Genomic DNA, 26,864 nt, shown 5'->3' with positions numbered 1-26,864 from the left:
AGCCGGGATGGCAAATGCAAAAGAACACGACGACGGCGGCACCCACCCCTCCTGGGCCCGCAGGCTCGCGCGCACCGTGGCCGGGAGCGTCTCTGCCGCCCTGCTGTGGCCCCGGCTGCAACTGGCCACGAAGGCGGCCATCGCGGCGGGCGTCGCGTTCTTCATCGCCCCGTTTATGCCCGGCTCCGCGGCTGACTACCCGTACTACGCGCCCCTGGGCGCCCTGGTCGCGATGTACGAAAACGTCTCCGGCTCCATGCGCCAGGGAGTCCAGACGCTGGTGGGCCTGGCCCTCGGCATCGGGCTCGCCTTTGCGCTGTTCAGCTTGGGAAACCCGACGCCGCTGTCGGTCGCGATCATGATGGGACTCGGCGTCATCCTCGCCGGCCTGCCGAAGATCGGTTCCGGCAGCGACTGGATCCCGACGGCGGCGCTGCTGGTGCTGCTGGTCGGCGGCCACAACCCGGACAAGTTCTCGTTCGGCTATCTCTTCCAAATGGGCGTCGGCGTCAGCGTCGGCATCGTGGTGAACCTGCTCGTCTTCCCGCCGCTGCACTTCAAAGCCGCCGCCCTCAGTCTGGCCGAGCTGCGGCTGGCCCTGGCCCAACAGCTCTGGGATATGGGCAAGGCGCTCCGCGAGAACTGGCCGCCGGAACACGAGGACTGGTCCCGCCGCTCCGAGGCGCTCGCGGGGCGCGCCCGCTCCGTGCGCGCTGCCGTGCAGAAAGCCGACGCAAGCCGGCAAGCCAATCCCCGCMGCCGGCTGCACCCGCGGGACGTCGAGGAGGACTACCGCAACCTGCGTGACCTGGAGCGGCTGACCTTCCATATCCAGGACGTCACCCAGGTACTCTCGGACGTCATCTGGGCCAAAGACACCCCCTTCGTGATTCCGGACGGGTATGCCGAGCCGCTCGCCGAAGCCATGACCATGGCGGGCGACGTGCTCCGGGCTGCGGAGGAGGAGGAACCGCAGCGGCAGGCCGAACTCGTCGAGGAGGCTGACGCGGCGGTCAAGGCCTTCACCGCGCGAGTCGCCGCCGACGACCAGTCCGCCGGCGCCCCGAGCGCCGTCGAGTCAATCCTGCTGAGCCTGCACCGGATGCTGCGGGTAGTGAAATCGGGCAACGCTGAATCGGGCGCCCCCAAATCCAGCGACGCGAAGTCCAGCGACGGACACCGGGAACCGGACGCCTCCTCCGCCGGCACCAGCTAGCCGAACGGCACAGCCGCGCTCCCCGCCAGAACGACGGCGGCGGCCGCCCCCGAAATAGTCGGAGACGGCCGCCGTCGTTGTTCGGTGGCGCGCTATTTCAGCGACGCCACCGACCCGCTGAAGTGCTTGCGCCCCGAATGCGGGCTCCAGGCGACGTAGTCGGAGCGCAACCACGCGCCGTCGTCGCCCTGCACCGTGCTGATGTCTAGCGCGACCCGGGCCGGCAGGAACACCGGCGCCTCGAACGCCACGTCCCAGCTGAAGGCGTCGCCCTTGGCCGCGCCGACGTCGGCCAGCGCCCTGGAGGCAAGGTACATGCCGTGGGCGATGGAACGCCGCATGCCGAGGGCCTTGGCGCTGAGCACGCTGAGGTGGATCGGGTTGAAGTCACCGGAAACGGAGGCGTACGCCCGCCCGGTGTCCACGCCGAGCTGCCAGAGCGCCGTCGGGTTCGGGGCCCTGAAGCCATCGGGCGCGGCGGCCGCGAACGGCTTGTCGATGCCCGGGAGGAACACGCCCTTCGCGAGGTAGGTGGACACGCCGCGCCAGCGGACGAAGTCCTCTCCGGCCCCGCGCACTTCAGCCACAAGGTCCAGCTGGGTGCCGGCCCGGTGGCCGCGCAGGTTTTCCGCCCAGGCCCGGATGTCCAGGGCTTCGGAGAACAGCACCGGAGCGCTCTGGACCACCTTGTTGGTGAGGTGGATCATCCCCAACAACGGCAACGGAAAGTCGTCCCGGTTCATCACGGACATGGACAGCGGGAACGCCAGGGCATGGATGAACCCGGCCGGCAGCACGTCGCTGGCGGTCTCCCCGATCAGGTGCTGGTAGGCCGTCAGGTTGGCGACCCCGGCCGTCACGCCGCGCACCTCATGGCTGCAGCCGGGCAGTTCCGTGCCCGCGTGCGTTCCCAGCACCCGCCGGCGCGCAGCGGTGGCGGCAGCGTTGACGTACAGCTTGGACAGCGACGGCATCTCGCCCAGGAGGACGGGCTGAGTACCGCTCATGCGCCCACCAGGTTCTGCCCGCAGACACGCAGCACTTCGCCGGAAATGCCGCCGGCGGCGTCGCTGGCGAGGAAGGCGATCGCCTCCGCCACGTCCCCGGGCTGGCCGCCCTGCTGCAGCGAATTGAGCCGGCGGGCCACCTCGCGGGTGGCGAACGGGATCCGGGCCGTCATTTCGGTTTCGATGAAACCGGGAGCGACGGCGTTGATGGAGCCGCCGTGCACAGCGAGCAGCGGCGCCGTGGCACGGACCATACCCATCACGCCGCCCTTGGACGCCGCGTAGTTGGTCTGCCCCCGGTTGCCGGCGATGCCGCTGGTGGAGGCGACGGAGACGATCCGCGGCGAGTTTCGGAAGTGCTCGGAGGCCAGCAGCGCCTCGTTGATCCTCAGCTGCGCGGCGATGTTCACGGCAATCACCGAGCTCCAGCGGCCCTGGTCCATGTTGGCGAGCAGCTTGTCCCGGGTGATGCCGGCGTTGTGGATCAGGATGTCCAGGCCGCCATGGCGCTCCACGGCGTGGTCGATGATGCGCTGCCCCGCGTCTTCCCGGCTGATGTCCAGCTGCAGGGCGGTACCGTGCACCTCGTTGGCGACCTTCGCCAGGTGGTCCCCGGCGGCCGGGATGTCGACGACGACGACCTTGGCGCCGTCGCGGTACAGCGTGCGGGCGATGGCCGCGCCGATCCCGCGGGCGGCTCCGGTCACGACCGCGACCTTCCCTGCCAGCGGCTTCTCGGCGTCGGCAGGCAACTGGCCGGCCTCGGAGGAGACCGTCAGGAACTGGCCGTCCACGAAAGCGGAGCGGCCGGAGAGGAAGAACCGGAGGGCCCCGAGGGCGCTGGGGCTCGTGATCCGTGCGCCGTCGGCGAGCAGGATGCCGTTGCCGGTGGCGCCGGCGCGCAGTTCCTTCGCGAGCGAGCGCAGCAGGCCGTCCACGCCCTGCCGGGCCGCCGCCGTGGCCGGGTCCGTGGTCCCGGCGGCGGCGCGGGAAACGGTCACCACGCGCGCGTTCGCGGCGAGGTCCCGGAGCGAGGCCGCGGCGCTGAGCACGGGCTTTTCAAGGTCCTCGGGCCGCGCGGCCTCGTCCAGCACCAGGATGATCGCGCCGAGTTTTTCGCGCGGCACGGCGTGGCGGCGGACGTCCAGGTTCCAGGACAACAGCGTAGCGGCGAGTTCATCCGCCCCGCTGCCGGCTCCCTGGACCAGGACGGGTCCCTGCACCAGCGGCTGGCCCGGCCGGTGGCGGCGGAGCACCACGGGCTGCGGCAGCCCGAGCTTCTTGGCAATGTCCTTGCCCAGGCCCCGGCTCACGAATTGGGTGTATTTGTCAGTCATCCGGTCCCCCTAGTGTGCTTCGAGAATAGCGACGACGCCCTGGCCGCCGGCGGCGCAGATGGAGATGAGCCCGCGCGCCGGGCGGCCGTCGACCTGTCCCTTGTCATGCAGCATCTTCGCCAGCGAGGCGACGATGCGGCCGCCGGTCGCGGCGAACGGGTGCCCGGCGGCGAGCGAGGAACCGTTGACGTTGAGCTTGGCGCGGTCGACGCTGCCCAGGGCGCCGTCGAGGCCGAGCCGGGTGCGGCAGAATTCCTCGTCCTCCCATGCGGCGAGGGTGCTCAGCACAGTGCCGGCGAAGGCCTCGTGGATTTCGAAGAAGTCGATGTCCTCGAAGCCCAGGCCGTGGCGGGCCAGCAGCCGCGGGACAGCGAACGCGGGAGCCATCAGCAGGCCGTCCTTGCCGTGGACGAAGTCGACGGCGGCCGCCTCGCCGTCGAGTACCGTGGCCAGCTTGGGCAGGTCGTGCGCGTCGGCCCATTCCTCCGAGGCGAGCAGCACGGTGGAGGCGCCGTCGGTGAGCGGGGTGGAGTTGCCGGCTGTCATCGTTGCTTCGGCTCCCAGGTTCTTGCCGAAGACCGGCTTGAGACCCGCGAGCTTTTCGAGCGTGGTGTCGGGCCGCAGGTTGGAGTCCTTGCTGAGCCCGCGGTACGGGGTCAGGAGTTCATCGAAGAAGCCGGCGTCGTAAGCGGCGGCCAGGTTGCGGTGGCTGTTGTACGCCAGCTCGTCCTGGGCTTCGCGGGTGATCTTCCACTGCGCCGTGGTGAGCGCCTGGTGCTCGCCCATGGACAGCCCGGTCCGGGGCTCCCCGGTGTTCGGGGCATCCGGGGTCAGGTCCTTCGGCCGGAGCCGGCTCAGCACCTGCAGCCGCTGCGGCAGGGTCTTGGCGCGGTTCAGGTCGAGCAGGATTTCACGCAGGCCCTCGCTCACGGCGATGGGCGCGTCAGAGGCGGAGTCGACGCCGCCGGCGATGGCGGAGTCGATCTGGCCCAGCTTGATCTTATTGGCGAGACCCAGGACGGTTTCGAGGCCGGTTGCGCAGGCCTGCTGCAGGTCGTACGCGGGGGTTTCGGCGGAGAGCGCGGAACCGAGTACCGCTTCGCGGGTGAGGTTGAAGTCGCGGGAGTGCTTGAGCACGGCGCCGGCGGCAACCTCGCCGATCCGCTCGTCCTGCAGGCCGAAACGTGCGATCAGTCCGTCCAGCGCGGCGGTCAGCATGTCCTGGTTGGAGGACTTGGTGTAGGCGCCGCCGGTGCGGGCGAACGGGATGCGGTTGCCGCCGACCACAACGGCTTTGCGGAGTTGCGGCGCTGCGGCTGATCCTGCGCCCGGCGTGGTGTCCTTCGGTCCGGTCGCGGATGTTCCGTTTTCAGGCATGTGCTCTCTCCTTTGATCAAAGCGGATTACTGATACCCAGCGTACCTGATACGCTGGGTATCGTGAACATCCTGCAGGCGGAACCCCCCGGACCGGTCAGTGCCGGCATCAGTGCTGCGCGCAGCAACCCCGGCGACGCCTCGGGGAGCCCAGTCGATGGCCGGGCCTCCCGCTGGCAATCCCACCGTGAGGAACGGCGCCGGGAGCTGATCAAGTCCGCACGGAAGGCGGTCCACGCCCTGGGCAGCGAAGCCTCGATGGAGGACATCGCTGCAGCGGCCGGAACGTCCAAATCCGTCTTCTACCGCTACTTCGGAGACAAGGCCGGCCTCCAGCAGGCCGTGGGCGAAGTGGTCCTGAGCCAGATGCAGCGGCGCATCCAGGAGGCCGCGCAGAGCGCCCAGACCCCGCGCGAAGGGCTCTACGCCATGGTGTCCGCCTACCTGCAGATGGCCGAGACCAGCCCGAACGTCTACACCTTCGTCACCCGCTACGCGCCCGGCGAGGCGGAGAGCCACAACGGTTCGATCGCCGCGGCCGGGGCGCTCGGCCATTTCTTCGCGTCGATCAGCGAGATGATCGCGTTGCCCATGCGGAGCCAACTGCGTGCTGTCGCCGGTAAGGAAGCCGTGATCGGCTACTGGCCCAACGCCGCGATCGGGCTGGTCCGGAACGCCGGGGAGCAGTGGCTCGCCAGCCCGGACTCCCCCGCCAAGCCCGGCCAGGAAGCGATGGCCCGCCAGATCACCGACTGGCTCTGCTTCGGCATCGCACCCGAACTCCAAGATCCGCCGGCCCCGTAGCCGCGTACCAGCTCCAACACGACCAATTGCCAGAGCACCAAAGACCAGAACCACCAACGACCAGAACCGCAATGTCAGTGCCAACGAAGGAATCGACATGACTGAACTAGCCGACCGCCCCGCGGGCCACCCCACCTCCCCGGCCCCCGCGCCCCGGACCTCGCCCGCCGCAGCTTCCGCTGCCGGTGCCCCCGCCGTCGACGTCGCCGCCCTCGGCGAACAGCTGCTGGGCAAGTGGGCCGCGGTCCGCCGGCAGGCCCGGGACCTGGCCGGCCGCCCGGAACTGCACAAGACCGAGGGGCTCACCCACACCGAACACCGCAAGCGGGCCTTCGGCCAGCTCAAGATCCTGGTGGAGAACGGCGCCGTGCACCGGGCCTTCCCTGCGGAGGTAGGCGGTGCGGACGAACACGGCGGCAATGTCGCCGGCTTCCAGGAACTCGTCATTGCCGACCCCTCGCTGCAGATCAAGGCCGGCGTGCAGTGGGGCCTCTTCGGCTCCGCGGTGAACCACCTCGGCACCGAGGAACACCACCAGAAGTGGCTGCCGGGCATCATGAGCCTGGACATCCCCGGCTGCTTCGCCATGACCGAGACCGGCCACGGCTCGGACGTCGCCAGTATCGCCACCACCGCCACCTACGACGCCGCCACCGGCGAGTTCGTGGTGCACACGCCCTTCCGCGCGGCCTGGAAGGACTACATCGGCAACGCCGCCATCGACGGCCTGGCCGCCGTCGTCTTCGCGCAGCTGATCACCAACGGCGTCAACCACGGCGTGCACGCGTTCTACATGGACCTACGTGACCCGGAGACCAAGGAGTTCCTGCCCGGCATCGGTGGAGAGGACGACGGCGTCAAGGGCGGCCTGAACGGCATCGACAACGGCCGGCTGCACTTCACCCAGGTCAGGATCCCCCGGACGAACCTGCTCAACCGCTACGGGAACGTCGACGCCGACGGCACCTACACCTCGCCGATCGCCAGCCCGGGCCGCCGCTTCTTCACGATGCTCGGCACCCTGGTCCAGGGCCGCGTGTCCCTCGACGGCGCCGCCGTGACCGCGTCCAAGCTGGCCCTCAAGACCGCCATCCAGTACGCCTCCGAACGGCGCCAGTTCAACGCCTCCTCCGCCACAGACGAGGAGGTCCTGCTGGACTACCAGCGGCACCAGCGACGGCTGTTCACCCGGCTCGCCACCACCTATGCCGCCAGCTTCGCCAGCGAACAGCTGCTGCAGAAGTTCGACGACGTGTTCTCCGGCCGGAACGACACCGACGAGGACCGCCAGGACCTCGAGACCCTGGCCGCCGCGCTCAAGCCGCTCAGCACCTGGCACGCCCTCGACACCCTGCAGGAGTGCCGCGAAGCCTGCGGCGGCGCCGGCTTCCTGATCGAGAACCGGTTCGCTTCGCTGCGCGCCGACCTCGATGTCTACGCCACCTTCGAGGGCGACAACACCGTGCTGCTGCAGCTGGTCGCGAAGCGCCTGCTGGCGGACTACGCCAAGGAATTCCGTAACGTGGACTTCGGCGTGCTGGCGCGCTACGTCGTCGGGCAGGCCACCGGCGCCGCCATCCACCGGACCGGCCTGCGCGGCGTCGCCCAGTTCATGGCGGACTCCGGCTCGGTGCAGAAGGCCGCCAGTGCGATCAAGGACGAGGCAGGCCAGCGGGCCCTGTTGACCGAGCGCGTCCAGGCCATGGTGGCCGAGGTTGGATCGGCGCTCAAGGGCGCGAACAAGCTGCCGCAGCAGCAGGCCGCCGCGCTGTTCAACAGCCACCAGAACGAGCTCATCGAGGCGGCCCAGGCGCACGCCGAACTGCTGCAGTGGGAGGCCTTCACCGAGGCGCTGGGCAAGGTCGCCGACCCCGGCACGAAGGCGGTCCTGACCTGGCTGCGCGACCTCTTCGGACTGTCCCTGATCGAGAAGAACCTGTCCTGGTATCTGATGAACGGCCGTCTCTCGATGCAGCGCGCCCGCACCGTGGGCGAGTACATCAACCGGCTGCTCGTGAAGATCCGCCCGCATGCCCTGGACCTGGTGGACGCTTTCGGTTTCGGCCCGGAGCACCTCCGCGCAGCTATCGCCACCGGGGCGGAGAAGACCCGCCAGGACGAGGCCCGGGAGTTCTTCCGCCAGCAGCGTGCCAGCGGCCACGCCCCGGTTGACGAGAAGATCCTGCTGGCCCGCACGGCGCGCGAGGCGAAGGCCAAATCCGGGAAGGCCGCTTCCGGCAAGGCGCGGCGCGGCTAAGCAACAGCGCCGCTAAGAAAGCAACCGAGCTCAAAAACAGCACGGCACGACGACGGCGCCGCCCCCTTATCCGGGGCGGCGCCGTCGTCGTGCTGCGTCGCTACTGCGGAAGAACCGAGCGGTAGACCTCGAGGGTGGTTTCGGTGATGGATTCCCAGGAGAAGTGCTCCTCGGCCCGGCGGCGGCCGGCCTGGCCCATCGCGCGGGCGCGCGCCGGGTCGGAGACCACCTCGGTCAGGGCCGCGGCAAACTCCGTAACGAACTTCTCCGGATCGAGCGGAGTGCCGGTGCCGTCGGTGACCTGCTCAAGCTGCACCAAGAGGCCCGTCTCGCCGTGCTGCACAACTTCCGGGATGCCGCCCGTGGCGCTGGCCACCACCGCGGCGCCGCAGGCCATCGCCTCCAGGTTCACGATCCCGAGCGGTTCGTAGATGGACGGGCAGGCGAACGCGGTGGCGTGGCTGAGGACCTGGATCAGCTCGCGGCGCGGAAGCATCCGCTCCACGAGGATCACGCCGCTGCGCTGGCCCTGCAGTTCCTCGATCAGGCGGGCAGTCTCCGCGGCGAGTTCCGGCGTGTCCGCGGCGCCGAGGCACAGCACCAGCTGGACGTCGGCGGGAAGCTTCGCAGCAGCCCGGAGCAGGTACGGGACGCCCTTCTGGCGGGTGTTGCGCCCCACAAAGACGACGCTCGGCCGCTCAGGGTCGATGCCCAGGGCGCGGACCACGTCCTCGTCTTCGTCGCGGTTCCAGAGGCTGACGTCGATGCCGTTGTGGACCACTCGGACCTTCGCGGGGTCCACCTCCGGGTAGCTGCGCAGAATGTCCTGGCGCATCCCTTCGGACACGGCGATGATCGCCGCGGCGGACTCGTAGGCGGTCTTCTCCACCCAGGAGGACAGGGCATAGCCGCCGCCGAGCTGTTCGGCTTTCCAGGGCCGCAGCGGTTCCAGGCTGTGGGCGCTGAGCACGTGCGGGATGCCGTGCAGCAGCGAGGCGATGTGCCCGGCCATGTTGGCGTACCAGGTGTGCGAATGCACGAGGTCCGCGCCGGCGATGTCCGGGACGATCCTCAGGTCCACGCCGAGGGTCTGCACCGCGGCGTTGGCGCCGGCCAGGTCCTCCGGCACGGCATAGGACGTTACGGTGGCCCCGTGGTAGTCCGGAGTGCGCGGGGCACCGAAGGCCCGCACCTGCAGATCCACCCTCTGGGCCAGCACACGGCTGAGTTCGGCCACGTGGACGCCGGCGCCCCCATAGATTTCGGGCGGGAATTCCTTGGTCACAATGTCTATTCGCACAAACCCCAAGGTAGTCCTTCCGGCTGATCTGTTCTAGTGTGAAGAGGTCCGGGCACACCGGACGGTTTTTGGGGAGCAACGAAGGCGTTCAGGAGCGATCACATGCCGCAGCAAAAGAAAGTCTTGGCCATTGTCCTCGCAGGTGGCGAGGGAAATAGGCTGATGCCGTTGACGGCCGACCGGGCCAAGCCGGCCGTTCCCTTCGCCGGAAGTTACCGGCTCATTGATTTCGCCCTTTCCAACCTGGTGAATTCCCGGTATTTGCAGATTGTCGTCCTGACGCAATACAAATCCCACAGCCTTGACCGGCATATTTCCGAAACGTGGCGCATGTCCACCCAGCTCGGCAACTACATCGCCTCCGTACCCGCCCAGCAGCGCGTCGGCAAGAGCTGGTTCCTGGGCAGCGCCAACGCCATCTACCAGTCCCTCAACCTGATCCACGACGCCAACCCCGACATCGTCGTCGTGGTCGGCGCGGACCACGTGTACCGCATGGATTTCGCGCAGATGGTCGAGCAGCACGTCGCCAGCGGCGCGAAGGCGACGGTGGCGGCCGTACGGCAGCCGCTGCACATGGCCGACCAGTTCGGCGTGATCGAGGTTGACCAGCAGAACCCGGAGAAGATCGCGGCCTTCGTGGAGAAGCCGTCCTCCACGCCCGGGCTCGCCGCGGACCCCACGCAGTTCCTGGCATCCATGGGCAACTACGTTTTCAACGCCGACGCCCTCGTCGAGGCGCTGCACGTCGACGCCGAGCGGCTCGACACCAAGCACGACATGGGCGGGGACATCATTCCCTACTTCGTCGACCAGGGCGAGGCCGGGGTGTATGACTTCACCCTCAATGACATCCCCGGCTCCACCGAGCGTGACCGCACCTACTGGCGCGACGTCGGCACCATCGATTCGTTCTACGACGCCCACATGGACCTGATCTCCCCCGTGCCGGTGTTCAACTTGTACAACTCGGAATGGCCGATTTACACGCGCCAGAGCATCTCGCCGCCGGCCAAGTTCGTCCGCGGCGAGGGCGGCACCGTGGGCACGGCGTTGGACTCGATCGTGGCCAGCGGCGTCGTTATCTCCGGCGGCATCGTGGAAGGCTCGGTGCTCTCCAACGACGTCTACGTCGGCACGGCCAGCCGGGTCCTTGACTCGGTGCTGATGGACAAGGTCCAGGTCGGGGCGGGCGCAGTGGTCAAGCGTGCCATCGTCGATAAGAACGTCCGGATCCCGGCCGGTGCCGCGATCGGCCTGGATCCCGAACTAGACCGGGCGCGCGGGTTCAAGGTCACCGACTCCGGCATCACGGTCCTGTCCAAGGGCCAGGAAGTTCCCGAGCCCGGCGACGCCGAACGTTCCCTCTCCGCGGCCAACCTGTACCTCGTGCCGGATGCCGTGAAGACCGCCACCGAGAACTGGCCGGCCGGCCGCGAGTCCGTGGAAAAGGTCGGCGAGGTGCACGCCGCCGCCGTCGGCGTCGAGCCTCCCGGGAAGTCCTCCACCAAGGCGTACTAAGCCGCGGGCCTGAGCCGGGCCGCCGGTTGGCGGCCCGGGTTCCGGGCCGGCAATCTGCGGCGTCGGGTCGGGGCCGTTGCAGGCTGTAAAATTAGCCCAATGAGCTCTCCCGATCTGCCCCCCGTGCCGGCCAGCGATTCACCGGCCCCGGCTGAGTTGACCCCCGCGGAAATCGCCGCCTGCCTCAAGGTGCTGAACAGCATCCACGTTTACGACGAGGAACACCCGGACTACGTTTCGATCCGCCGCGCGACCGGGAAGATGTTCAAAGCGGTCAAGCGGCACCGCCGGAGCACGAAGCGGGACCTCATCGCCGAGGCGGACCGTGCCGTCATCGCCCAGACCGCGACCGCCGCACCGGACCGGATCGATGACGAGACCCGCGGCAACAAGCTGGCGACCTCGGCCACCGGCGAGGTTGCGGGCCACCTGATCAGGTCCCGGCCCTGCTACATCTGCAAGCAGCACTACACGCAGGTGGATGCGTTCTACCACCAGCTGTGTCCCGAGTGCGCCCTCTTCAACCACAGCAAGCGCGATGCCCGGACGGACCTGAGCGGCCGGCGTGCGCTGCTGACCGGAGGACGGGCCAAGATCGGCATGTACATTGCCCTCCGGCTGCTCCGCGACGGCGCCCACACCACCATCACCACGCGCTTCCCGAAGGACGCCGCCCGGCGCTTCGCCGCTATGGAGGACAGCGCCGACTGGCTGCACCGGTTGCGGATCGTCGGCATCGACCTGCGTGATCCCTCGCAGGTGATGGCCCTGACGGACTCCCTCGACGCCGCGGGCCCGCTGGACATCATCATCAACAACGCCGCCCAGACGGTCCGGCGCTCGGGCAACGCATACAAGCCGCTGGTCGACGCCGAGGACGAAGCCCTGCCCGCGGAGCTGCAGGCAGCCAACGGCGGCCCCGAGCTGGTCACCTTCGGCCACGCCCACGACAAGCACCCGCTGGCCCTGGCCAGCTCGGTCCTGGACCATCCCGTGCTGGCCGGCGACGCCATCACCTCGCTGGCGCTGTCCACCGGCTCCGCCTCGCTCGAGCGGATCGCCTCCGGCACCGCGATCGACGCCGGCGGCCTGGTTCCGGACCTCGCCAGCATCAACAGCTGGACCCAGGTGGTGGACGAGGTGGATCCGCTGGAGATGCTTGAAGTGCAGCTCTGCAACGTCACCGCGCCGTTCCTGCTGGTAAGCCGGCTGCGCGGGGCGATGAGGCGCTCCACCGCACGGCGCAAGTACATCGTGAACGTCAGCGCCATGGAGGGCCAGTTCTCCCGCGCCTACAAGGGACCCGGACACCCGCACACCAACATGGCCAAGGCCGCGTTGAACATGATGACGCGGACCAGCGCCAAGGAAATGCTCGATTCCGACGGCATCCTGATGACCGCCGTCGATACCGGCTGGATCACCGACGAGCGGCCGCACTACACGAAGGTCCGGCTGATGGAGGAAGGCTTCCATGCGCCGCTGGACCTCGTCGACGGCGCCGCGCGGGTCTACGACCCGATCGTCATGGGCGAGTCCGGCGAGGACCAGTACGGCGTTTTCCTGAAGGACTACAAGCCCAGCCCCTGGTAGGACCGGGGCCGCCGGGTCCGGTGTGCCGTGGACAAGCGGGCCGTAGTCAAGCGGGCCGTCCGTCCCGGCGCCACGGGCCTTATGGCCCTGATGGGCTGCCCGGCCTGTCCGTAACGTGGAGCTGTGAATACGACGACGCCTCCGCCCAATTTCCAGCTGTCCATCGACCAGTGCTGGGTGCTGCTCGACAGCGAAGTTGTCGGGCGGATTGCCCTGATCGTCGACGGCCACCCGGAGGTATTTCCGGTGAACTTCGTCCTGCAGCGCCGCTCGATCGTGTTCCGCACGGCCGGTGGCACCAAGCTGTGGGGCGCCATCACGGCCAAACCGGTTGCCTTTGAGATCGACGGCTACGACTCGCACGAGCAGACAGCCTGGAGCGTCGTCGCCCGCGGCGAAGCCGAACTGATCGAAGACCAAGCGGACAAGGACGCGGTGGACGACTTGCTCCTGGAGCCCTGGCAGCCCGGTGAAAAGAACTACTACGTGCGGCTGGCGCCCAAGGCCCTCACCGGACGCCGCTTCAAGGTCAACAACCCGGATGTCTGGCACACCCGGCTGGCGGACCCGCGGCGGGCCTCTTTCGAATAGACCCGGACGGACGCGGCCGCCCCGGGCCCCCTGTCAGCCCCGGCTAACGCTTTTCCGGTGTGTGCACCACCAGTACGGGGCAGTGCGCGTGCGCCACGAGGGCGGAGCTCACCGAGCCGAGCAGCAGGCCGCCGAAGCCGCCGTGCCCGCGCCGGCCCAGCACCAGCAGGTCCGCGGCGCGGCTCTCATCGAGGAGCACTTTGCGCGGGTGCCCCTGCACCAGCCGCGTTTCCACATTGGCGGGGGTGGCTTCGCCGAAGGCCTTCACCACGGTCTCCTGCAGGATTTCACCCGCCCGCACGTCGAAATCGTTGATTCCCATGGCGACGTAACCGTCGTAGACCGGCGGAACGTCCCAGCAGGCCAGTGCCACGATGTTGGCCGACAGCGGGACCGCCAGCCGTTGCGCCTGCCGCAGGGCCTCCACCGAAGCGTCCGATCCGTCGACTCCGACCACGATGGTCCGGATGCCCGTAGCCTCGCTCATGACTGGTCCCTTCGTGGTGCCCCCATGGCACGTAGCTCCAAGGATTCCGGCGTCCGGGTCCGCAGGCTAGGGCCGAAAGTCACGGCGGCGGGCCCAGCCGGCCCGGCGTCGTGGGCCGAACGGCCCTTGTCCGGGGCAACGCACCGGCCGCAGACTTTCAGTGCGCGGCGAAGAAATATTCCCGCTTCGCGACCATTGGGGGCGTCCAAAGCCCACAATGGAAGGTACGACTTCACCGCAATTAAGGGATCAGCAAGCAGGGTCCCGCACAAGTTGGACGGGCGCGCTCCGCCACGGACCTGCAACGCGAGCTGGGGAGCTCCGTGGGACCGGTGGCAGCGACAGCGCCCGGAYGGGAGAAACATGATTGCCTGGGCAGATGCCGGTCTCACTGCAACCGAGGGCCACCCGGCCGTGATCCGCGTGTTCATCCTCGACGACCACGAGCTGGTCCGCCGGGGCCTCCAGGAACTCCTGGAGGGCGAGGGATTCCTGGTCGTCGGCAGTTCGGGATCAGCCGTGGAGGCGACGCGGCGGATTCCAGCGCTGCACCCGGACGTTTGCGTTCTGGATGCCCGGCTGCCCGACGGGACCGGGATCGAGGTCTGCCGCGACGTTCGTTCCGTCGACCCCTCGCTCAACTGCATCATCCTCACCAGCTTCGACGACGAACAGGCCCTTCGCGGCGCCGTCCTCGCCGGAGCCTCAGGCTACGTCCTGAAGGAGATCGGCGGAACCGACCTGATCGGCGCCCTGCGCCGCGCCGCCTCGGGCGAATCCCTCTTCGAGGACGGCGTGGCCGCCGGGATCGTTGAAAGCCTGGTGGAAACCGAAGAAGTTGATCCCCGGACCGCTTCCCTCACGCCGCAGGAACGCAGGGTGCTGGAGTTGGTCGGCGGCGGGCTCACGAACCGCCAGATCGCGGCAGAGATGTTCCTGGCCGAAAAGACCGTCAAGAACTACGTCTCATCCCTGCTGGCCAAACTGGGCTTCGAGCGCCGCACCCAGGCGGCGGTGTTCATCGCCAGCCCGGCCGGCGCGGGAACGCCCGCCAACGGCACCGAGGCCGACGCCGGCCGGCGACACAGCATCCACTGAGGGTGCCTGCCCGACCTGCCCGCCGGGCCGAAGCCGGGCACGCCGGCTAGAGCGGGACGGACCATTCGACGCTGGTTCCGGCGTCCGGCGCCGTCGTGATGGTGCACTGGCCGTCCAGCATCCGCGCCCGATCTTCCAGATTGGCCAGGCCGTTGCGCTCCTGGCTGTCATTGAAGCCGGAACCGTTGTCCGTGATGACCACCGTGACCTGGCCCTTGATGACGGCTACCGACACCGAGATAGCGTCCGCACCGGAATGCCGGATGGCGTTGCTCAGCCCTTCGGAAACCACAGCCACGACGTTGTCCGCCTTGTCCGGCGTGACGGCGTCCACCGGGCCGGTCAGCGTCAGCCGGGGCGTGAAGGGCATGGACTTGGCGGAGCTTCGGGTCACCCGACGGATCCTTCCGCTGAGCAGTTCCGTTTCGCCGCTGCTGCTCTTGAGCGAGTAAATCGTGTCGCGCAGGCTGCGGATCGCTTCGTCCAGTTCGCCGGTGATATTGCGGATCCGCTCGGTTGCGAGTTCGTCCTTGGTGAACCGCGTCAGGCTCTGCACGCTCAGGCCGGCCGCGAAAAGCCGCTGGATCACGAGATCGTGCAGGTCCCGGGCGATCCGGTCCCGGTCCGTAAACACCAGCAGTTCCTCGCGGAGCCGGTGCACGCGGGCGAGTTCGAGGGCGAGTGCCACGTGCGAGCCGAAAACAGCGCCCATCTCGACGTCGGTACGGGCGTAGCGCAGCGACTCCGGGTTGCGGGCCAGCAGCAGGAGGCCGTGGTGGGCGCCCTGCGTGCTGAGGGCCACCGCGAGCAGCGGACCCAGGCCGCCGCCGTCGACCCCGTTAAAAACCCCGCCGGCGTGGTCAAGCATGACCGGCTCGCCGCCGGAGAGCACGTCCTGCAGCTCGGGCGAGTCGAGGCAGAGCGACGTGCCGGAGAAGTCCTTGGCCCGCTCCCCCGCGGCGCCCGCCACGATGAACCCGGGCCCGGACACGGCGGGAGCCACAATCAGCGCCAGCGCCGAATCCGACTCCTGCAGCGCCCGCGCCGCGATYGGGTCGAGGCCGCCCGCGGAGTAGTCCCGGTCGCTGGCGAGCATCAGCCCGGACACATCCATGCACGCTTCCAGCCAGCGGGCACGTCGCCGGGAGTCGTCGTAGAGTTTGGCGTTCTCGATCGCGACGCCCGCTGCGGCGGCCAGCGCCACCGCAAGCGCCTCATCCTCCGCGGTGAAGTCCCCGCCGCCTTCCTTCTCCGTCAGGTAGAGATTGCCGAACACGGTGTCCCGGACCCGGACCGGCACGCCGAGGAAGGACTGCATGGGCGGGTGGTGCTTCGGGAATCCGTAAGCCTCCGGATGTTTGCGCAGGTCCTGCAGCCGTAACGGCCGGGGATCGCTTATCAGTAGGCCCAGCACCCCGTGCCCGGTCGGCAAAGGTCCGATCTGCTGCGCGAGCTCGCCGTCGATTCCAACGGTGATGAAGTGGCTCAGGGCGTGGTCATCGCCGATCACGCCGAGGGCGCCGTAGCGGGCGTGCAGGAGGCGGCAGGAGGACTGCACCACGCGTTCCAGGACGGCGTCCAGGCTGAGATCCTCGGCCACGGCGACGACGGCTTCGAGCAGGCCCGCCATGCGCTCCTGGGACTGGAGCAGCTCTCCGGCGCGGGACACGAAGTCCTTGAGCAGGTCCTCGATCCGGGGGTTGCCGGAATTCACGATCTCCGGGCTGTTATTAGGTGAATGCATCTACATTGGCCCCAATCCTCACGACGTACATCCGCGCCGATGACGTGTTGCCAGAATACCCTGATACCTTCCGATCGGACCCTAAAAGCTCGGGGATTATTACGCCGCCGGGCCGTTATGCCCTAGCCCGATTGTCGCCGGCTGACGTAGGCTCGGCGCCATGAGCACCGATCCGAAACCGGCCGCAGGCCAGCCCCATGAAGTCGAAAACCTGGACAACCACGAGTGCTGGCGGCTGCTGCGCAGCGTGACCGTGGGCCGGATGGCCGTGTGGGTGGACGACCATCCGGACATCTTCCCGATCAACTACAAGGTGGACCACGGAACCCTCGTTTTCCGCACCGCGGAGGGCACGAAGCTGCAGGCCGCGACCGGCGACACTCCGGTAGCAGTGGAGGCCGACGGCGTCGATGCGGACAGGGGCATCGCCTGGAGCGTGGTGATCAAGGGCCAGGCCGCCGCGGTGAAGAACACGGAGGAGATCCTGGATACGGTGGGCCTGCTGCTCTTCCCGTGGCAGGCCGGCAAGAAGGACCACTTCGTCCGCATCACTCCGGACTCGATCACCGGCAGGCGTTTCAAGATTGTGCCGCCGCTGACGTGGTGGACGCCGCTGGACGACGCCACCCGCTCGGGCTTCGAATAACCCCCAACCGCGGACGGCCGGAAAGCGGCTTAGGCCAGCCGGGTGATTTCCACCGTCACTGACAGGGCGGACCCTCCGCCGCCGGACAGGATGCCCTTGAGCGGCGGTACGTCGCGGTAGTCGCGGCCGCGCGCCACCGTGACATGGAAGTCCCCGGCAGGTTTGTGGTTTGTCGGGTCCCAGCTGCGCCATTCCCCGTCCCACCATTCCAGCCAGGCATGCGACTGCCCGGCGACCGTCTCGCCGAGATCCGCCGTCGAACGCGGGTGCAGGTAACCGGAGACGTACCGGGCCGGGATTCCGCAGCTGCGCAACGCCCCGATGGCCAAGTGGGCGAGGTCCTGGCAGACGCCCTGGCGCTGAGTCCAGGCCTCCTCGGCGTTCGTGGTGACGCCGGTGGAGCCCTTCATGTAGCTCATCTCGCCGCGCATCCATTCGAACACGGCCATGGCGGCCTCATGCGGGTTGCGCCCCTCGACGACGCCGGGGACGATCGCGAGCACCTCGGCGCCGGGGCCGGTCAGCTGCGACTGCGGGATCCAGTCGCTGAACTGGTTGAGCGTTTCGGGCGAAGAGAGCACGTCCCAGCCGACGATGTCCGCCTCGGCCGGGATCCGCTCGACGCGGTGAACCTCCACCGTGGTGGTGGAGAGGACCTCGAGGTGGTCGTGCGGCATCTGCATGTCGAAGGCCGTCACGCGGGTGCCCCAGTAGTCGCGGTAGCTGCTGAGCGCCGCCTGCGACGGCGAGACCTTCATGGAGGACTCCAGCACCACCTGCTGCGGGTCCGTCAGCGGCGTCATCCGGGCCTCGTTGTAGGAGAGCGTGACCCGCTTGTTGTACTTGTACGCGGTCTTGTGCGTGATGCTGAGCCGGGTCATGAAACTTCTCCCACCCAGGCCAGTTCGTCTGCCTGATTGAAGTACTTACGGGAAATGGCGTCCGAGGCCTGCGAGACGGCCTTCTGCACGCGCTCCATGTGCTCCGGCAGCTCTGACATCAGGTCGTCGGTGCGATGGAACTCAAGGAAGGTCCGGGCCTGGCCCACGATCCGTCGGGCGTCATTGATGAAGCCGACGCGCTGCGCCGAGGGGTCCAGCTTGGCGAGGCAATCGTCGGCGTCGCGCAGGGCGTAAACGATGGACCGCGGGAACAGCCGGTCCAGCAGCAGGAACTCGGCCGCGTGCTGATCGCCGAAGGCGGCCCGGCGGGTCCGCAAAAAGGATTCGTACGCGCCGGCGCAGCGGAGCATGTTGACCCAGGACATCCCGGCCGAGAGCACATCCCGGGTCGAGAGCATCCGCGCGGTCATGTCGGCCCGCTCCAGCGAGCGTCCCAGGACCAGGAACAGCCAGCTTTCGTCGTGGCTGACCGTGGTGTCCGCAAGGCCGCTGACCATCGCGGTGCGTTCCAACACCCAGTTGCAGAAGCGGTAGGTGCCCACCACGTCCTTGCGGTGCTGGTTCAGCCCGTAGTAGGTGGTGTTCAGGCTCTCCCACAGACCGGAGGACACGGTTTCCCGGGCGCGCCGGGCGTTCTCACGCGCGGCCCCCAGGGAACCGGCGATCGAGGTGGCGCTGTGCTTGTCGTAGGCCAAAGCATGCAGCAGCTCGTCCAGGCCGAAGTCCTCGGACTGCGGCCGGGCGCCCATGACGGCGAGGAGTTCCTGCGCGACGCTGCGCTGTTCCTCCATCGGCAGGTGGTTCAGCCGTTCGAGGTGGACGTCCAGGATCCGTGCGGTGCCGTCCGCGCGTTCCACATAGCGGCCGATCCAAAACAGTGACTCGGCAATACGGCTAAGCATTCTCGGCTACCTCCCGCGCGTCGGACATCTGCTGCTGTTGTTGTTCCTTCTGGCTGTCACGCCAGTTGCTCTCCACCGGCCAGACCGAGACCCGCTCGCGGACCGCAATGGCAGGCCGCGGGATGACCTCGACCGGGACCTGCGGGGAGTCCGCCAGCACCCAGGTGTCCTTGGAGCCGCCGCCCTGGCTGGAGTTCACGATCAGGGACCCCTCCTTGAGCGCCACCCGGGTGAGGCCGCCGGGCAGGACCCAGACGTCGTCGCCGTCGTTGACCGCGAAGGGGCGCAGGTCCACGTGCCGCGGGCCGAACTTGTCGCCGCTGAGCGTGGGCACGGTGGAGAGCTGCAGCACCGGCTGCGCGATCCAGCCGCGCGGGTCGGCGATGATGCGCTTGCGCAGGGCCTCGAGCTCGTCCTTGGACGCGTCGGGGCCGATGACCAGGCCCTTGCCGCCAGATCCGTCGACCGGCTTGACCACCAGCTCGTCGAGCCGGTCCAGCACGTGCTCGCGGGCTTCCTTCTCCTCAAGCCGGAAGGTGTCCACGTTGGCGATCACGGGTTCTTCGCTGAGGTAATACCGGATCAGGTCCGGCACGTAGCTGTAGACCAGCTTGTCGTCCGCGACGCCGTTGCCCACCGCGTTGGCGATCGTGACGCCGCCAGCGCGGGCGGCATTGACCAGCCCGGGGCAGCCAAGCATGGAGTCGGAGCGGAACTGCAGCGGGTCCAGGAACTCGTCGTCGATCCGCTTGTAGATCACGTCCACCCGTTGTTCGCCGGCGGTGGTGCGCATGTACACCCGGTTGCCGCGGCAGATCAGGTCCCGGCCCTCGACGAGCTCGACGCCCATCAGGCCGGCCAGCAGGGTGTGCTCGAAGTAGGCGCTGTTGAACACGCCGGGGGTCAGGACCACGACGGTGGGATCGTCGACGCCGGACGGCGCGGTCTTGCGCAGCGCGGAGAGCAGCCGGCGCGGGTATTCCTCCACCGGGCGGATGAGCTGCTGGCCGAACGCTTCCGGCAGGCCCTTGGCCATGGCGCGGCGGTTCTCCAGGACGTAGCTGACTCCGGACGGGACGCGCACGTTGTCTTCCAGGACGCGGAACGTTCCGGCCGCGTCGCGGACGACGTCGATGCCGGAAATGTGCACGCGCACGCCGCCTGCCGGTTCGAAACCGTGGACCTGGCGGTGGAAGTGGGCGCTGGTGGTGACGAGCTGCCGCGGGATGACGCCGTCGGCGACGACCGTCATCTTGTCGTAGACGTCGTTCAGGAAGGCTTCGAGGGCCCGGACGCGCTGGGCCACCCCGCGTTCCAGGACAGACCACTCGTCGGCCGGGATTACCCGGGGCACGATGTCCAGCGGGAACGGCCGCTCCTCCCCCGCGAAGTCGAAGGTGACGCCGCGGTCCAGGAAGGTCCGTGCCATCGAGTCGGCGCGGGCGGTGACGTCGGCCAGTGAGAGCTCCTGCAGCGCCCCGGCCACCTGCCCGTAGGAGCGCCGGGCCTGCTGGTCCGGGGTAAACATCTCGTCGTAGGCGCCGCTGCGGCCGGCGGCCTCGGAGTAATCCTGGAAAAGGTCAGACATGCCCACTAGCCAACCACCTTTTCGTTACGAAATCATTTCGGTGCATCCGGTGGGGCGTGTTGCGGCTCACACCTGCGTCCGGCTTTGGAGCGGTTCCGTGTCGCGCTTCGATGTTTGTCCGCAAATTACGGCAAGGTTGGGTGCGTGCCACTTATCCGACCCGCCTTCCTGCAGCGGCGCCCGGCCCGGCTGCAGCCGTTGCTGCCGGGCCTGCTCGCCTGCGCCGCCGCCGTCGTAACAGCCCTCGCCGTCCACCTGGCGCTGCCCGCACTGCCGGCCATGACGGTGGCGGTGGTGCTGGGACTGCTGGCCGCGAACCTGCCCGGTGTGTCCGGCTGGAGCGCCGGCTCCGGCCGGCCCGGGCTGGACTTCGCCGGGAAGCACCTGATGCGCAGCGGCATCGTGGTGCTGGGGCTCAAAGTCAGCGTGGTGGATGTCCTGGGCCTGGGCTGGCCCGCGCTGCTGCTGATCACCGGGGTGGTGCTGGCGGCCTTCGCCGGCACCTACGGCATCGGCCGGCTCTTCCGGCTGCCGCCGCCGGTGTCGCTGCTGATCGCGACCGGGTTCGCCATCTGCGGCGCCTCCGCGATCGGTGCGATGGCCGCGGTGCGCCGCATCCGGCAGGCTGACACCGTGCTCCCAATCGCGCTGGTCACGCTATGCGGCACGCTAGCCATCGGCGTCCTGCCGCTCCTGATCGGCCCGTTGGGACTGGGCCCGGAAGCTTTCGGGGCATGGGCCGGCGCTTCGGTGCACGACGTCGGGCAGGTGGTCGCCACCGCGCAGACCGCCGGGGCTTCGGCTCTCGCCGTCGCCGTGATCGTCAAACTCACCCGGGTACTGCTGCTCGCGCCCATGGTCGCCGCGGCGGGCATCCACCACCGGATTGGATCCGACGACGGCGGGAAGCTCCCGCCGGTCGTCCCGCTGTTCGTGGTGGGGTTCATCGCCATGGCGGCCCTGCGGTCCGCCGGCTGGCTCTCCCCCGCGGCGCTCGGGGCGGCCGCCGTGCTGCAGGACCTGCTGCTGGGCATGGCGCTGTTCGGACTTGGTTCGGCCGTGCGGGTGCGGCACCTGCTGCGCACCGGGACCCGTGCCCTGCTGGCCGCCCTGGCCTCGTGGCTGCTGATCGCCGCGCTGGGCCTGGGCGCCGCCGTCGTCCTCATCCCCGGGCACTGATACCGGGCGCTGTTACCGGGCGCTGACCCCGGCTGTGCAGCGGCACCGCTCGTGATTAGATAGCGGAGTGTCGAACCAGAACCTGCGCCGTGACGAAGCGGCCGCCCGCTCAGCCCTGATCACCACCCACAGCTACGACGTGTCCCTTGACGTCCGGCAGGCGGCGGACCCCATGGTCGCGGGCTATACCAGCCGCAGCGTCATCAACTTCTCCGCCAGCGAGCCCGGCGCCTCCACCTTCCTGGACTTCATCAGCAGCAAGGTGCACAGCGTCTTCCTCAACGGCAAGGGCCTGCCGGTGGCGGACGTGGTGGACGGCTCGAGGATCCGGCTGGACAATCTGCAGGCCGAAAACCAAGTCACTGTCACCGGCACCGCCCTGTTCAGCACCTCCGGCGAGGGTATGCACCGTTTCTTCGATCCCGCCGACGGCCAGTGCTACCTCTACACCCAGTACGAGCCCGCGGACGCGCGGCGCGTGTTCGCGAACTTCGAACAGCCCGACCTCAAGGCCGAGTTCACCTTCCACGTGATGGCCCCGTCCGAATGGCAGGTGTCCTCGAACGGCGTCGAAGCCCTACGCACCCAGCTGACCAGTGATCCGGCGACAAGCCGCTGGGACTTCGCCCCCACCAAGCCGATGTCCACCTACATCACCACGGTGCTCGCTGGCCCCTACTTCAAGGCCGAGGACACCTGGCACGGGACCCTCTCGGACGGCACCGCGCTGGACGTGCCGCTGGCCCTCTACTGCCGGGCCTCCATGGCGCCGTCTTTCGACGCGGCGGAACTGTTCCGGCTGACCAGGAACGGCCTGGACTTCTTCAACGATCTCTTCGACTACCCGTACCCCTGGGGTAAGTACGAGCAGGCCTTCGTGCCCGAGTACAACCTGGGCGCCATGGAGAACCCCGGCCTGGTGACGTTCACGGAAAGCTATGTGTTCACCTCCCGGGCGGCCGACTCGCAGTACCAGGGCCGGGCCAACACCCTGCTGCACGAAATGGCGCACATGTGGTTCGGCGACCTGGTCACGATGCAGTGGTGGGACGATCTGTGGCTCAAGGAATCCTTCGCGGACTACATGGGGACCCTCGGCGTGGACCGCACCACGGACTGGGAAACCGCCTGGGTGAACTTCGCCAACAACCGCAAGGCCTGGGCCTACGTCCAGGACCAGCTGCCCACCACGCACCCGATCGTCGCGGACATCCCGGACCTTGAGGCCGCCAAGCAGAACTTCGACGGCATCACCTATGCCAAGGGCGCCTCGGTGCTCAAGCAATTGGTCGCCTACGTGGGCTTCGAGGCGTTCATCGCCGGATCGCGCCAGTACTTCCGCGACCACGCCTACGGCAACACCACGCTGGAGGACCTGCTGGCCGCGCTCAGCGCCGCGTCCGGCCGCGACCTCGCCACCTGGGCCCGGCAGTGGCTGCAGACCTCCGGCATCTCGACCCTCACCTCCGAGATCGAGGAGCACGATGGCGTCCTGGCCACCGTGTCCCTGCACCAGCACGCGGAGGACCCGATCACCGGCCGGCAGGAGCCGCGGCCGCACCGGCTGYGGATCGGCCTCTACAACCCCGATGCCGCCGGCGCCCTGGTGCGCACCGACAGCGTGGAGACCGACGTCGACGGCGAACTCACCCTGGTAAGCCAGCTCGCCGGCAAGGCGCGACCGGCGCTGCTGCTGGTCAACGATGAGGACCTCAGCTACGCCAAGGTCCGGCTGGACCCGCACTCCGAGGCCACCGTGCGCAGTTCCCTGGGGACGATCAGCGATCCGATGGCACGGGCACTGTGCTGGACCGCGTTGTGGGATTCCGCCCGGGACGCCGTCACGCCCGCGGCCCGCTACGTGGAGGCAGTGCAGCGCTTCGGCGCCTTCGAGACCGGCATCGGCGTGCTCCTGAATGTCCTCGGCAACGCCGGAACGGCGATCGAACGCTACGTTCCCGCGGCCGGGCGGAACGCCGTCCGCAGCGCCTTCCTGGACGTCGCCGCCGCCGAACTGGAGAAGGCAGCGCCCGGCTCCGACCACCAGCTGGCCTGGGCACGCACGCTCGCCGCCACGAGCCGCTTCGACGCCGGACGGCTGGACCTGGCGAAGGGCCTGCTGGACGGCAGCACTGTCATCGAGGGCCTCTCCGTCGATGCGGAGCTCCGCTGGAACCTCTGGCACGCCCTCGCGGCCAACGGCCAGGCGGACCCGGCGCAGCTGGACGCCGAACTGGCCCGCGACAACACCGCCTCGGGCAAGTCCGGGCACGCCACCGCCCTAGCGGCCCGGCCTGAGCCCTCGGTCAAGGATGCCGCCTGGGACGCCGCCGTGCACGGCACCGCACTGTCCAACCAGTTGCTCAGTGCCACCATCGCGGGCTTCAACACCGCGCCGGCCGGCCTGCTGGCCGGCTACGTCGAACCCTACTTCGAGTGCCTCGAGCGGGTCTGGGCGGACCGCAGCATCGAGATCGCCAGCCGGATCGTTCGCGGCCTCTACCCGGCCGGCCAGGACCTGACCCCCGACCTGCCTCCGGAGGAGCACCCGGTGATCGTCCGGACGGACAAGTGGCTCGCCGAACATACGGACGCACCCCGCGCGCTGCGACGGATCATCATCGAACAGCGTAGCCAGTTGCTGCGGGCCCTCACGGCGCAGGCCGCGGGCTAGGAACCGCCGGGGCGCCCATCTGACGCGAATGGCCGCTATACGCGTGGGCATAGCGGCCATTGGTGGCGAATCGACGAAGGACGTCGCCCGCCCGGGCGCCCATCGCATGCAAACGGCCGCTGGGGGTGTGTACGGAGGACTGCTGCGGAGCAGCCGGCGCGATAGTGGGGACGCTACGGGACCCGGTGTAGCCACTCCGTGGTGCCGAACTTGGTCTCCACCCGCTGCCGGGCGGCGTCGAGCTCGGCGTCGGTAAGTTCCGCCGGCGTCGCGCCGTACCGCTCGGTGAAAACCTCCATCATGGCGGCGACAATCTCGGCGCGGGCCAGTCCGGTCTGCCGGCGCAGCGGGTCGACGCGTTTCTTTGCGCTCGTCGTGCCCTTGTCCGAGAGTTTCTCCTTGCCGATCCGGAGCACCTCGACCATCTTGTCGGCGTCGATGTCGTAGCTCATGGTGACGTGGTGCAGCATGCCGCCGTTGGCGAGGCGCTTCTGTGCGGCGCCGCCGATCTTGCCCTGCTCGGTGGCGATGTCGTTCAGCGGCACGTAGAACGCGCTGATGCCGACCTTTTCCAGGGCCGCCATGACCCACGCGTCCAGGAAACCGTAGGAGTCGGCGAAGCTGATGCCGTCCACGAGCGTCTGCGGCAGGTAGAGCGAGTAAGTGATGCAGTTACCGGCCTCCATGAACATGGCACCCCCGCCGCTGATCCGGCGGACCACACTGATGCCGTGCCGGCTCACGCCGTCGGGGTGGACCTCGTTGCGGACGGACTGGAAGCTGCCGATCACCACAGACGGCTCCTCCCAGTCCCAGAACCGCAGCGTCGGGTTGCGGCGGCCGGCGCCGACCTCCTCGGTGAGGACCTCGTCCAGGGCCACGTTCACGTGGGTGGGCAGCACGGACGGGCCGATGATGTTCCAGTGGTGGTCGGCCCAGCCCGTGGCCTTGGCCAGGGCCCGGCGGACCGTGATGGCGATCGCCTCGGCGGAGAAACCGAAGAGCACAGCGTCCTCGGGCAGCGCGGCCTTGACCGCCGCGGCAAGGTCGGCCGCGCTGGCATCCTCGGGCAGGCCGGTGAGGCTGCGATTGATCTCCAAGAGCGCCTCGTCGGGTTCCAGGAAGAAGTCCCCGCTGATCGAGACGTGGGCCAGGACCCCGTCGACGACGTTGAGGTCGGCCACCACCAGTTTGCCGCCGGGAACCTTGTACTCGCCGTGGCGGCGGCCGCCGTCGTCCTCGGTGGCGGACGCTGCGGGCGAAGGGAAGGAAGTCATACCCTTAATCCTGCCACGCGGCCAGGGTCCGGGTACGCAAAGCGGCCGGGACGCAAAAAGCCCGCACCGTTGCCGGTGCGGGCTTTTCCAAAAGACTTTGGAGTGAAGAAAGTTACTTCTTGCCGCCGAAGCCCTTGAAGCGAGCGTTGAAGCGCTCGACGCGGCCTGCAGAGTCCATGATGCGCTGCTTGCCCGTGTAGAACGGGTGGGACTCGGAGGAGATTTCGACGTCGATGACCGGGTAGGTGTTTCCGTCTTCCCACTCGATGGTCTTCGAGGAAGACACAGTGGACTTGGTCAGGAACTTGACGCCGGAAGCCAGGTCGTTGAAAACAACAGCTTCGTACTTCGGGTGGATATCAGACTGCATAATTGGACCTTTGTTCACGCAACTGGATTTTGCCAGCTGCCAGGTATGAGTGGGATGGCTGCTCGGCGCCGGAAGGCGCAGCACGGCCAGCTACCAATAATAGCCCAGATCCCCCGACTGGACGAACCGGCCCGCAGGCGGCCGCGGAGGATCTCCGAACCGACCGGCGGGCGGCCGCGGAGTGTCAGTCGCGGGGCCGCAGTTCCCAGAACGCGACGGCGGAGGCCGCGGCGACGTTGAGCGAATCGACGCCGGGGCGCATCGGGATCTTCACGGCCAGATCGACGGCGGCCAGGGTCTCCTCACTCATCCCGGCGCCCTCGGTGCCAAGCACCAGGGCCAGCCGTTCGGGGTTCCGGGCCGCGAGCACATCGACGTCCACCGCGTCCGGGGTCAGCTCCATCGCGGCGACCAGGAAGCCGTGTTCCTTGAGCACCGCCAGCTCCCCCGGCCACGTGTCGAGCCGGGCCCACGGGACCTGGAAAACGGTTCCCATGCTCACGCGCACGCTGCGCCGGTAGAGGGGGTCGCCACAGCGCGGGGAGACCAGCACGGCGTCAAGCCCCAGGGCGGCCGCGGACCGGAAGATCGCGCCGACATTCGTGTGGTCCACAATGTCCTCGAGGACCGCGATCCGGCGGGCACCGGCGAGCAGGTGGGGCAGCGGCACGGGCGCCGGACGGTGCATGGCTGCCATCGCGCCCCGGTGCAGGTGGAAGCCGGTAATCTCCTCCAGGAGCGCGGCCGAGCCGATGTAGGCCGGGACGTCCGGATACTCCTCAAAGACATCGGCGAGGTCCTGGATCCACTTCTCCGCAAGGAAGAAAGAACGCGGCCGGTGCCCGGCGGCGAGGGCGCGGCGCAGCACCCGGGAGGACTCCGCAATGTACATGCCCTCGGCGGGTTCGCGGAGCTTGCGCAGGTGCACGTCCGTGAGCTGGGTGTAGTCGGCGACCCGGGGGTCGTCGGCGGATTCGAGGTAGTGGAAGCTCATG

Annotated in this window: 22 protein-coding genes; 10 read left to right on the top strand and 12 right to left on the bottom strand. The window is 68.6% G+C overall.

Annotated features, from left to right (window positions below; all coding sequences use genetic code 11):
- The first annotated feature begins 7 nt into the window (after positions 1–7).
- Positions 8–1,216 carry an FUSC family protein gene (locus tag AC1DGE_RS01070; protein WP_476916721.1) on the top strand — a complete coding sequence of 403 codons (1,209 nt, stop codon included), beginning with the start codon at positions 8–10 and terminating at the stop codon, positions 1,214–1,216.
- A gap of 92 nt (positions 1,217–1,308) precedes the next feature.
- Here AC1DGE_RS01070 and AC1DGE_RS01065 read toward each other — a convergent pair whose 3' ends face one another.
- Genes AC1DGE_RS01065 through AC1DGE_RS01055 form a run of 3 tightly spaced genes read right to left on the bottom strand, consistent with a single transcriptional unit; the run spans position 1,309 to position 4,937 of the window.
- Positions 1,309–2,223 carry a MaoC family dehydratase gene (locus AC1DGE_RS01065; RefSeq protein WP_476916720.1) on the bottom strand — a complete coding sequence of 305 codons (915 nt, stop codon included), beginning with the start codon at positions 2,221–2,223 and terminating at the stop codon, positions 1,309–1,311.
- A complete protein-coding gene (locus AC1DGE_RS01060; protein ID WP_476916719.1) occupies positions 2,220–3,560 on the bottom strand; it encodes a 3-oxoacyl-ACP reductase in 1,341 nt (446 codons plus the stop codon). The genes AC1DGE_RS01065 and AC1DGE_RS01060 overlap by 4 nt, the downstream gene beginning before the upstream one ends.
- 9 nt (positions 3,561–3,569) lie before the next feature.
- Positions 3,570–4,937, bottom strand: a complete 1,368-nt coding sequence (locus AC1DGE_RS01055) for an acetyl-CoA C-acetyltransferase (RefSeq protein ID WP_476909399.1) — start codon at positions 4,935–4,937, stop codon at positions 3,570–3,572.
- Positions 4,938–4,999: 62 nt separating this feature from the next.
- Here AC1DGE_RS01055 and AC1DGE_RS01050 point away from each other — a divergent pair, with 62 nt between their 5' ends.
- The gene (locus AC1DGE_RS01050; RefSeq protein ID WP_476916718.1) at positions 5,000–5,740 is read left to right on the top strand and encodes a TetR/AcrR family transcriptional regulator; all 741 of its coding nucleotides are present in this window, start codon (positions 5,000–5,002) and stop codon (positions 5,738–5,740) included.
- Positions 5,741–5,837: 97 nt separating this feature from the next.
- The gene (locus AC1DGE_RS01045; RefSeq protein ID WP_476916717.1) at positions 5,838–7,997 is read left to right on the top strand and encodes an acyl-CoA dehydrogenase family protein; all 2,160 of its coding nucleotides are present in this window, start codon (positions 5,838–5,840) and stop codon (positions 7,995–7,997) included.
- A 100-nt stretch (positions 7,998–8,097) separates the two neighbouring features.
- Here the strand turns inward: AC1DGE_RS01045 and glgA are convergent, their stop codons facing one another.
- Entirely contained in the window at positions 8,098–9,297 is a 1,200-nt protein-coding gene (gene glgA, locus AC1DGE_RS01040) for a glycogen synthase (protein ID WP_349627356.1), read from the bottom strand.
- 102 nt (positions 9,298–9,399) lie between these two features.
- Between glgA and glgC the strand changes: the two genes are divergently transcribed.
- The 3 genes from glgC to AC1DGE_RS01025 all read left to right on the top strand — a co-directional run bounded on the left by glgC (position 9,400) and on the right by AC1DGE_RS01025 (position 13,002).
- Complete coding sequence (gene glgC, locus AC1DGE_RS01035; RefSeq protein ID WP_476892556.1) at positions 9,400–10,818, top strand: glucose-1-phosphate adenylyltransferase; 1,419 nt, start codon at positions 9,400–9,402, stop codon at positions 10,816–10,818.
- Positions 10,819–10,917: 99 nt separating this feature from the next.
- Positions 10,918–12,411 carry an SDR family NAD(P)-dependent oxidoreductase gene (locus tag AC1DGE_RS01030; RefSeq protein WP_441418727.1) on the top strand — a complete coding sequence of 498 codons (1,494 nt, stop codon included), beginning with the start codon at positions 10,918–10,920 and terminating at the stop codon, positions 12,409–12,411.
- Between the two features lie 123 nt (positions 12,412–12,534).
- On the top strand, positions 12,535–13,002 hold the full coding sequence (locus AC1DGE_RS01025) for a pyridoxamine 5'-phosphate oxidase family protein (protein WP_441418726.1): 468 nt from the start codon (positions 12,535–12,537) through the stop codon (positions 13,000–13,002).
- Between the two features lie 43 nt (positions 13,003–13,045).
- Here AC1DGE_RS01025 and AC1DGE_RS01020 read toward each other — a convergent pair whose 3' ends face one another.
- Positions 13,046–13,489, bottom strand: a complete 444-nt coding sequence (locus AC1DGE_RS01020; protein ID WP_441418725.1) for a universal stress protein — start codon at positions 13,487–13,489, stop codon at positions 13,046–13,048.
- A 363-nt stretch (positions 13,490–13,852) separates the two neighbouring features.
- On the opposite strand from AC1DGE_RS01020, the gene AC1DGE_RS01015 reads away from it, so the two are divergent.
- Positions 13,853–14,587, top strand: a complete 735-nt coding sequence (locus AC1DGE_RS01015; RefSeq protein ID WP_441418724.1) for a response regulator — start codon at positions 13,853–13,855, stop codon at positions 14,585–14,587.
- 46 nt (positions 14,588–14,633) lie between these two features.
- On the opposite strand, the gene AC1DGE_RS01010 is transcribed toward AC1DGE_RS01015, so the two are convergent.
- The gene (locus tag AC1DGE_RS01010; protein ID WP_441418723.1) at positions 14,634–16,331 is read right to left on the bottom strand and encodes a GAF domain-containing sensor histidine kinase; all 1,698 of its coding nucleotides are present in this window, start codon (positions 16,329–16,331) and stop codon (positions 14,634–14,636) included.
- 160 nt (positions 16,332–16,491) lie between these two features.
- Between AC1DGE_RS01010 and AC1DGE_RS01005 the strand changes: the two genes are divergently transcribed.
- Positions 16,492–16,977, top strand: coding sequence for a pyridoxamine 5'-phosphate oxidase family protein (locus tag AC1DGE_RS01005; protein WP_441418722.1), 486 nt, complete (start codon positions 16,492–16,494; stop codon positions 16,975–16,977).
- 29 nt (positions 16,978–17,006) lie between these two features.
- Here the strand turns inward: AC1DGE_RS01005 and AC1DGE_RS01000 are convergent, their stop codons facing one another.
- From AC1DGE_RS01000 to AC1DGE_RS00990, 3 genes are read right to left on the bottom strand one after another with little or no spacing between them, the layout of a single operon-like run.
- Positions 17,007–17,858: a transglutaminase family protein gene (locus AC1DGE_RS01000; protein ID WP_441418721.1), complete on the bottom strand. Its 852-nt coding sequence runs from the start codon at positions 17,856–17,858 to the stop codon at positions 17,007–17,009.
- On the bottom strand, positions 17,855–18,781 hold the full coding sequence (locus AC1DGE_RS00995) for an alpha-E domain-containing protein (RefSeq protein WP_175323354.1): 927 nt from the start codon (positions 18,779–18,781) through the stop codon (positions 17,855–17,857). The genes AC1DGE_RS01000 and AC1DGE_RS00995 overlap by 4 nt, the downstream gene beginning before the upstream one ends.
- Positions 18,774–20,369 carry a circularly permuted type 2 ATP-grasp protein gene (locus AC1DGE_RS00990; protein ID WP_441418720.1) on the bottom strand — a complete coding sequence of 532 codons (1,596 nt, stop codon included), beginning with the start codon at positions 20,367–20,369 and terminating at the stop codon, positions 18,774–18,776. The genes AC1DGE_RS00995 and AC1DGE_RS00990 overlap by 8 nt, the downstream gene beginning before the upstream one ends.
- A 153-nt stretch (positions 20,370–20,522) precedes the next feature.
- Between AC1DGE_RS00990 and AC1DGE_RS00985 the strand changes: the two genes are divergently transcribed.
- Positions 20,523–21,548 (top strand): YeiH family protein, encoded by a 1,026-nt coding sequence (locus AC1DGE_RS00985; RefSeq protein ID WP_476892678.1) that lies wholly within the window; start codon positions 20,523–20,525, stop codon positions 21,546–21,548.
- A gap of 67 nt (positions 21,549–21,615) precedes the next feature.
- The gene (gene pepN, locus AC1DGE_RS00980) at positions 21,616–24,222 is read left to right on the top strand and encodes an aminopeptidase N (protein WP_476916716.1); all 2,607 of its coding nucleotides are present in this window, start codon (positions 21,616–21,618) and stop codon (positions 24,220–24,222) included.
- Positions 24,223–24,395: 173 nt separating this feature from the next.
- Here pepN and AC1DGE_RS00975 read toward each other — a convergent pair whose 3' ends face one another.
- The 3 genes from AC1DGE_RS00975 to AC1DGE_RS00965 all read right to left on the bottom strand — a co-directional run bounded on the left by AC1DGE_RS00975 (position 24,396) and on the right by AC1DGE_RS00965 (position 26,863).
- Positions 24,396–25,499, bottom strand: coding sequence for a lipoate--protein ligase family protein (locus AC1DGE_RS00975; protein ID WP_476909404.1), 1,104 nt, complete (start codon positions 25,497–25,499; stop codon positions 24,396–24,398).
- 112 nt (positions 25,500–25,611) lie between these two features.
- Complete coding sequence (locus AC1DGE_RS00970) at positions 25,612–25,869, bottom strand: type B 50S ribosomal protein L31 (protein ID WP_056739465.1); 258 nt, start codon at positions 25,867–25,869, stop codon at positions 25,612–25,614.
- Between the two features lie 184 nt (positions 25,870–26,053).
- Positions 26,054–26,863, bottom strand: coding sequence for a TrmH family RNA methyltransferase (locus tag AC1DGE_RS00965; protein ID WP_441418717.1), 810 nt, complete (start codon positions 26,861–26,863; stop codon positions 26,054–26,056).
- Position 26,864: the final 1 nt, after the last annotated feature.

This window comes from Arthrobacter sp. 05N425, assembly GCF_056397125.1.
This window is presented reverse-complemented; position numbering and strand designations above follow the sequence as displayed.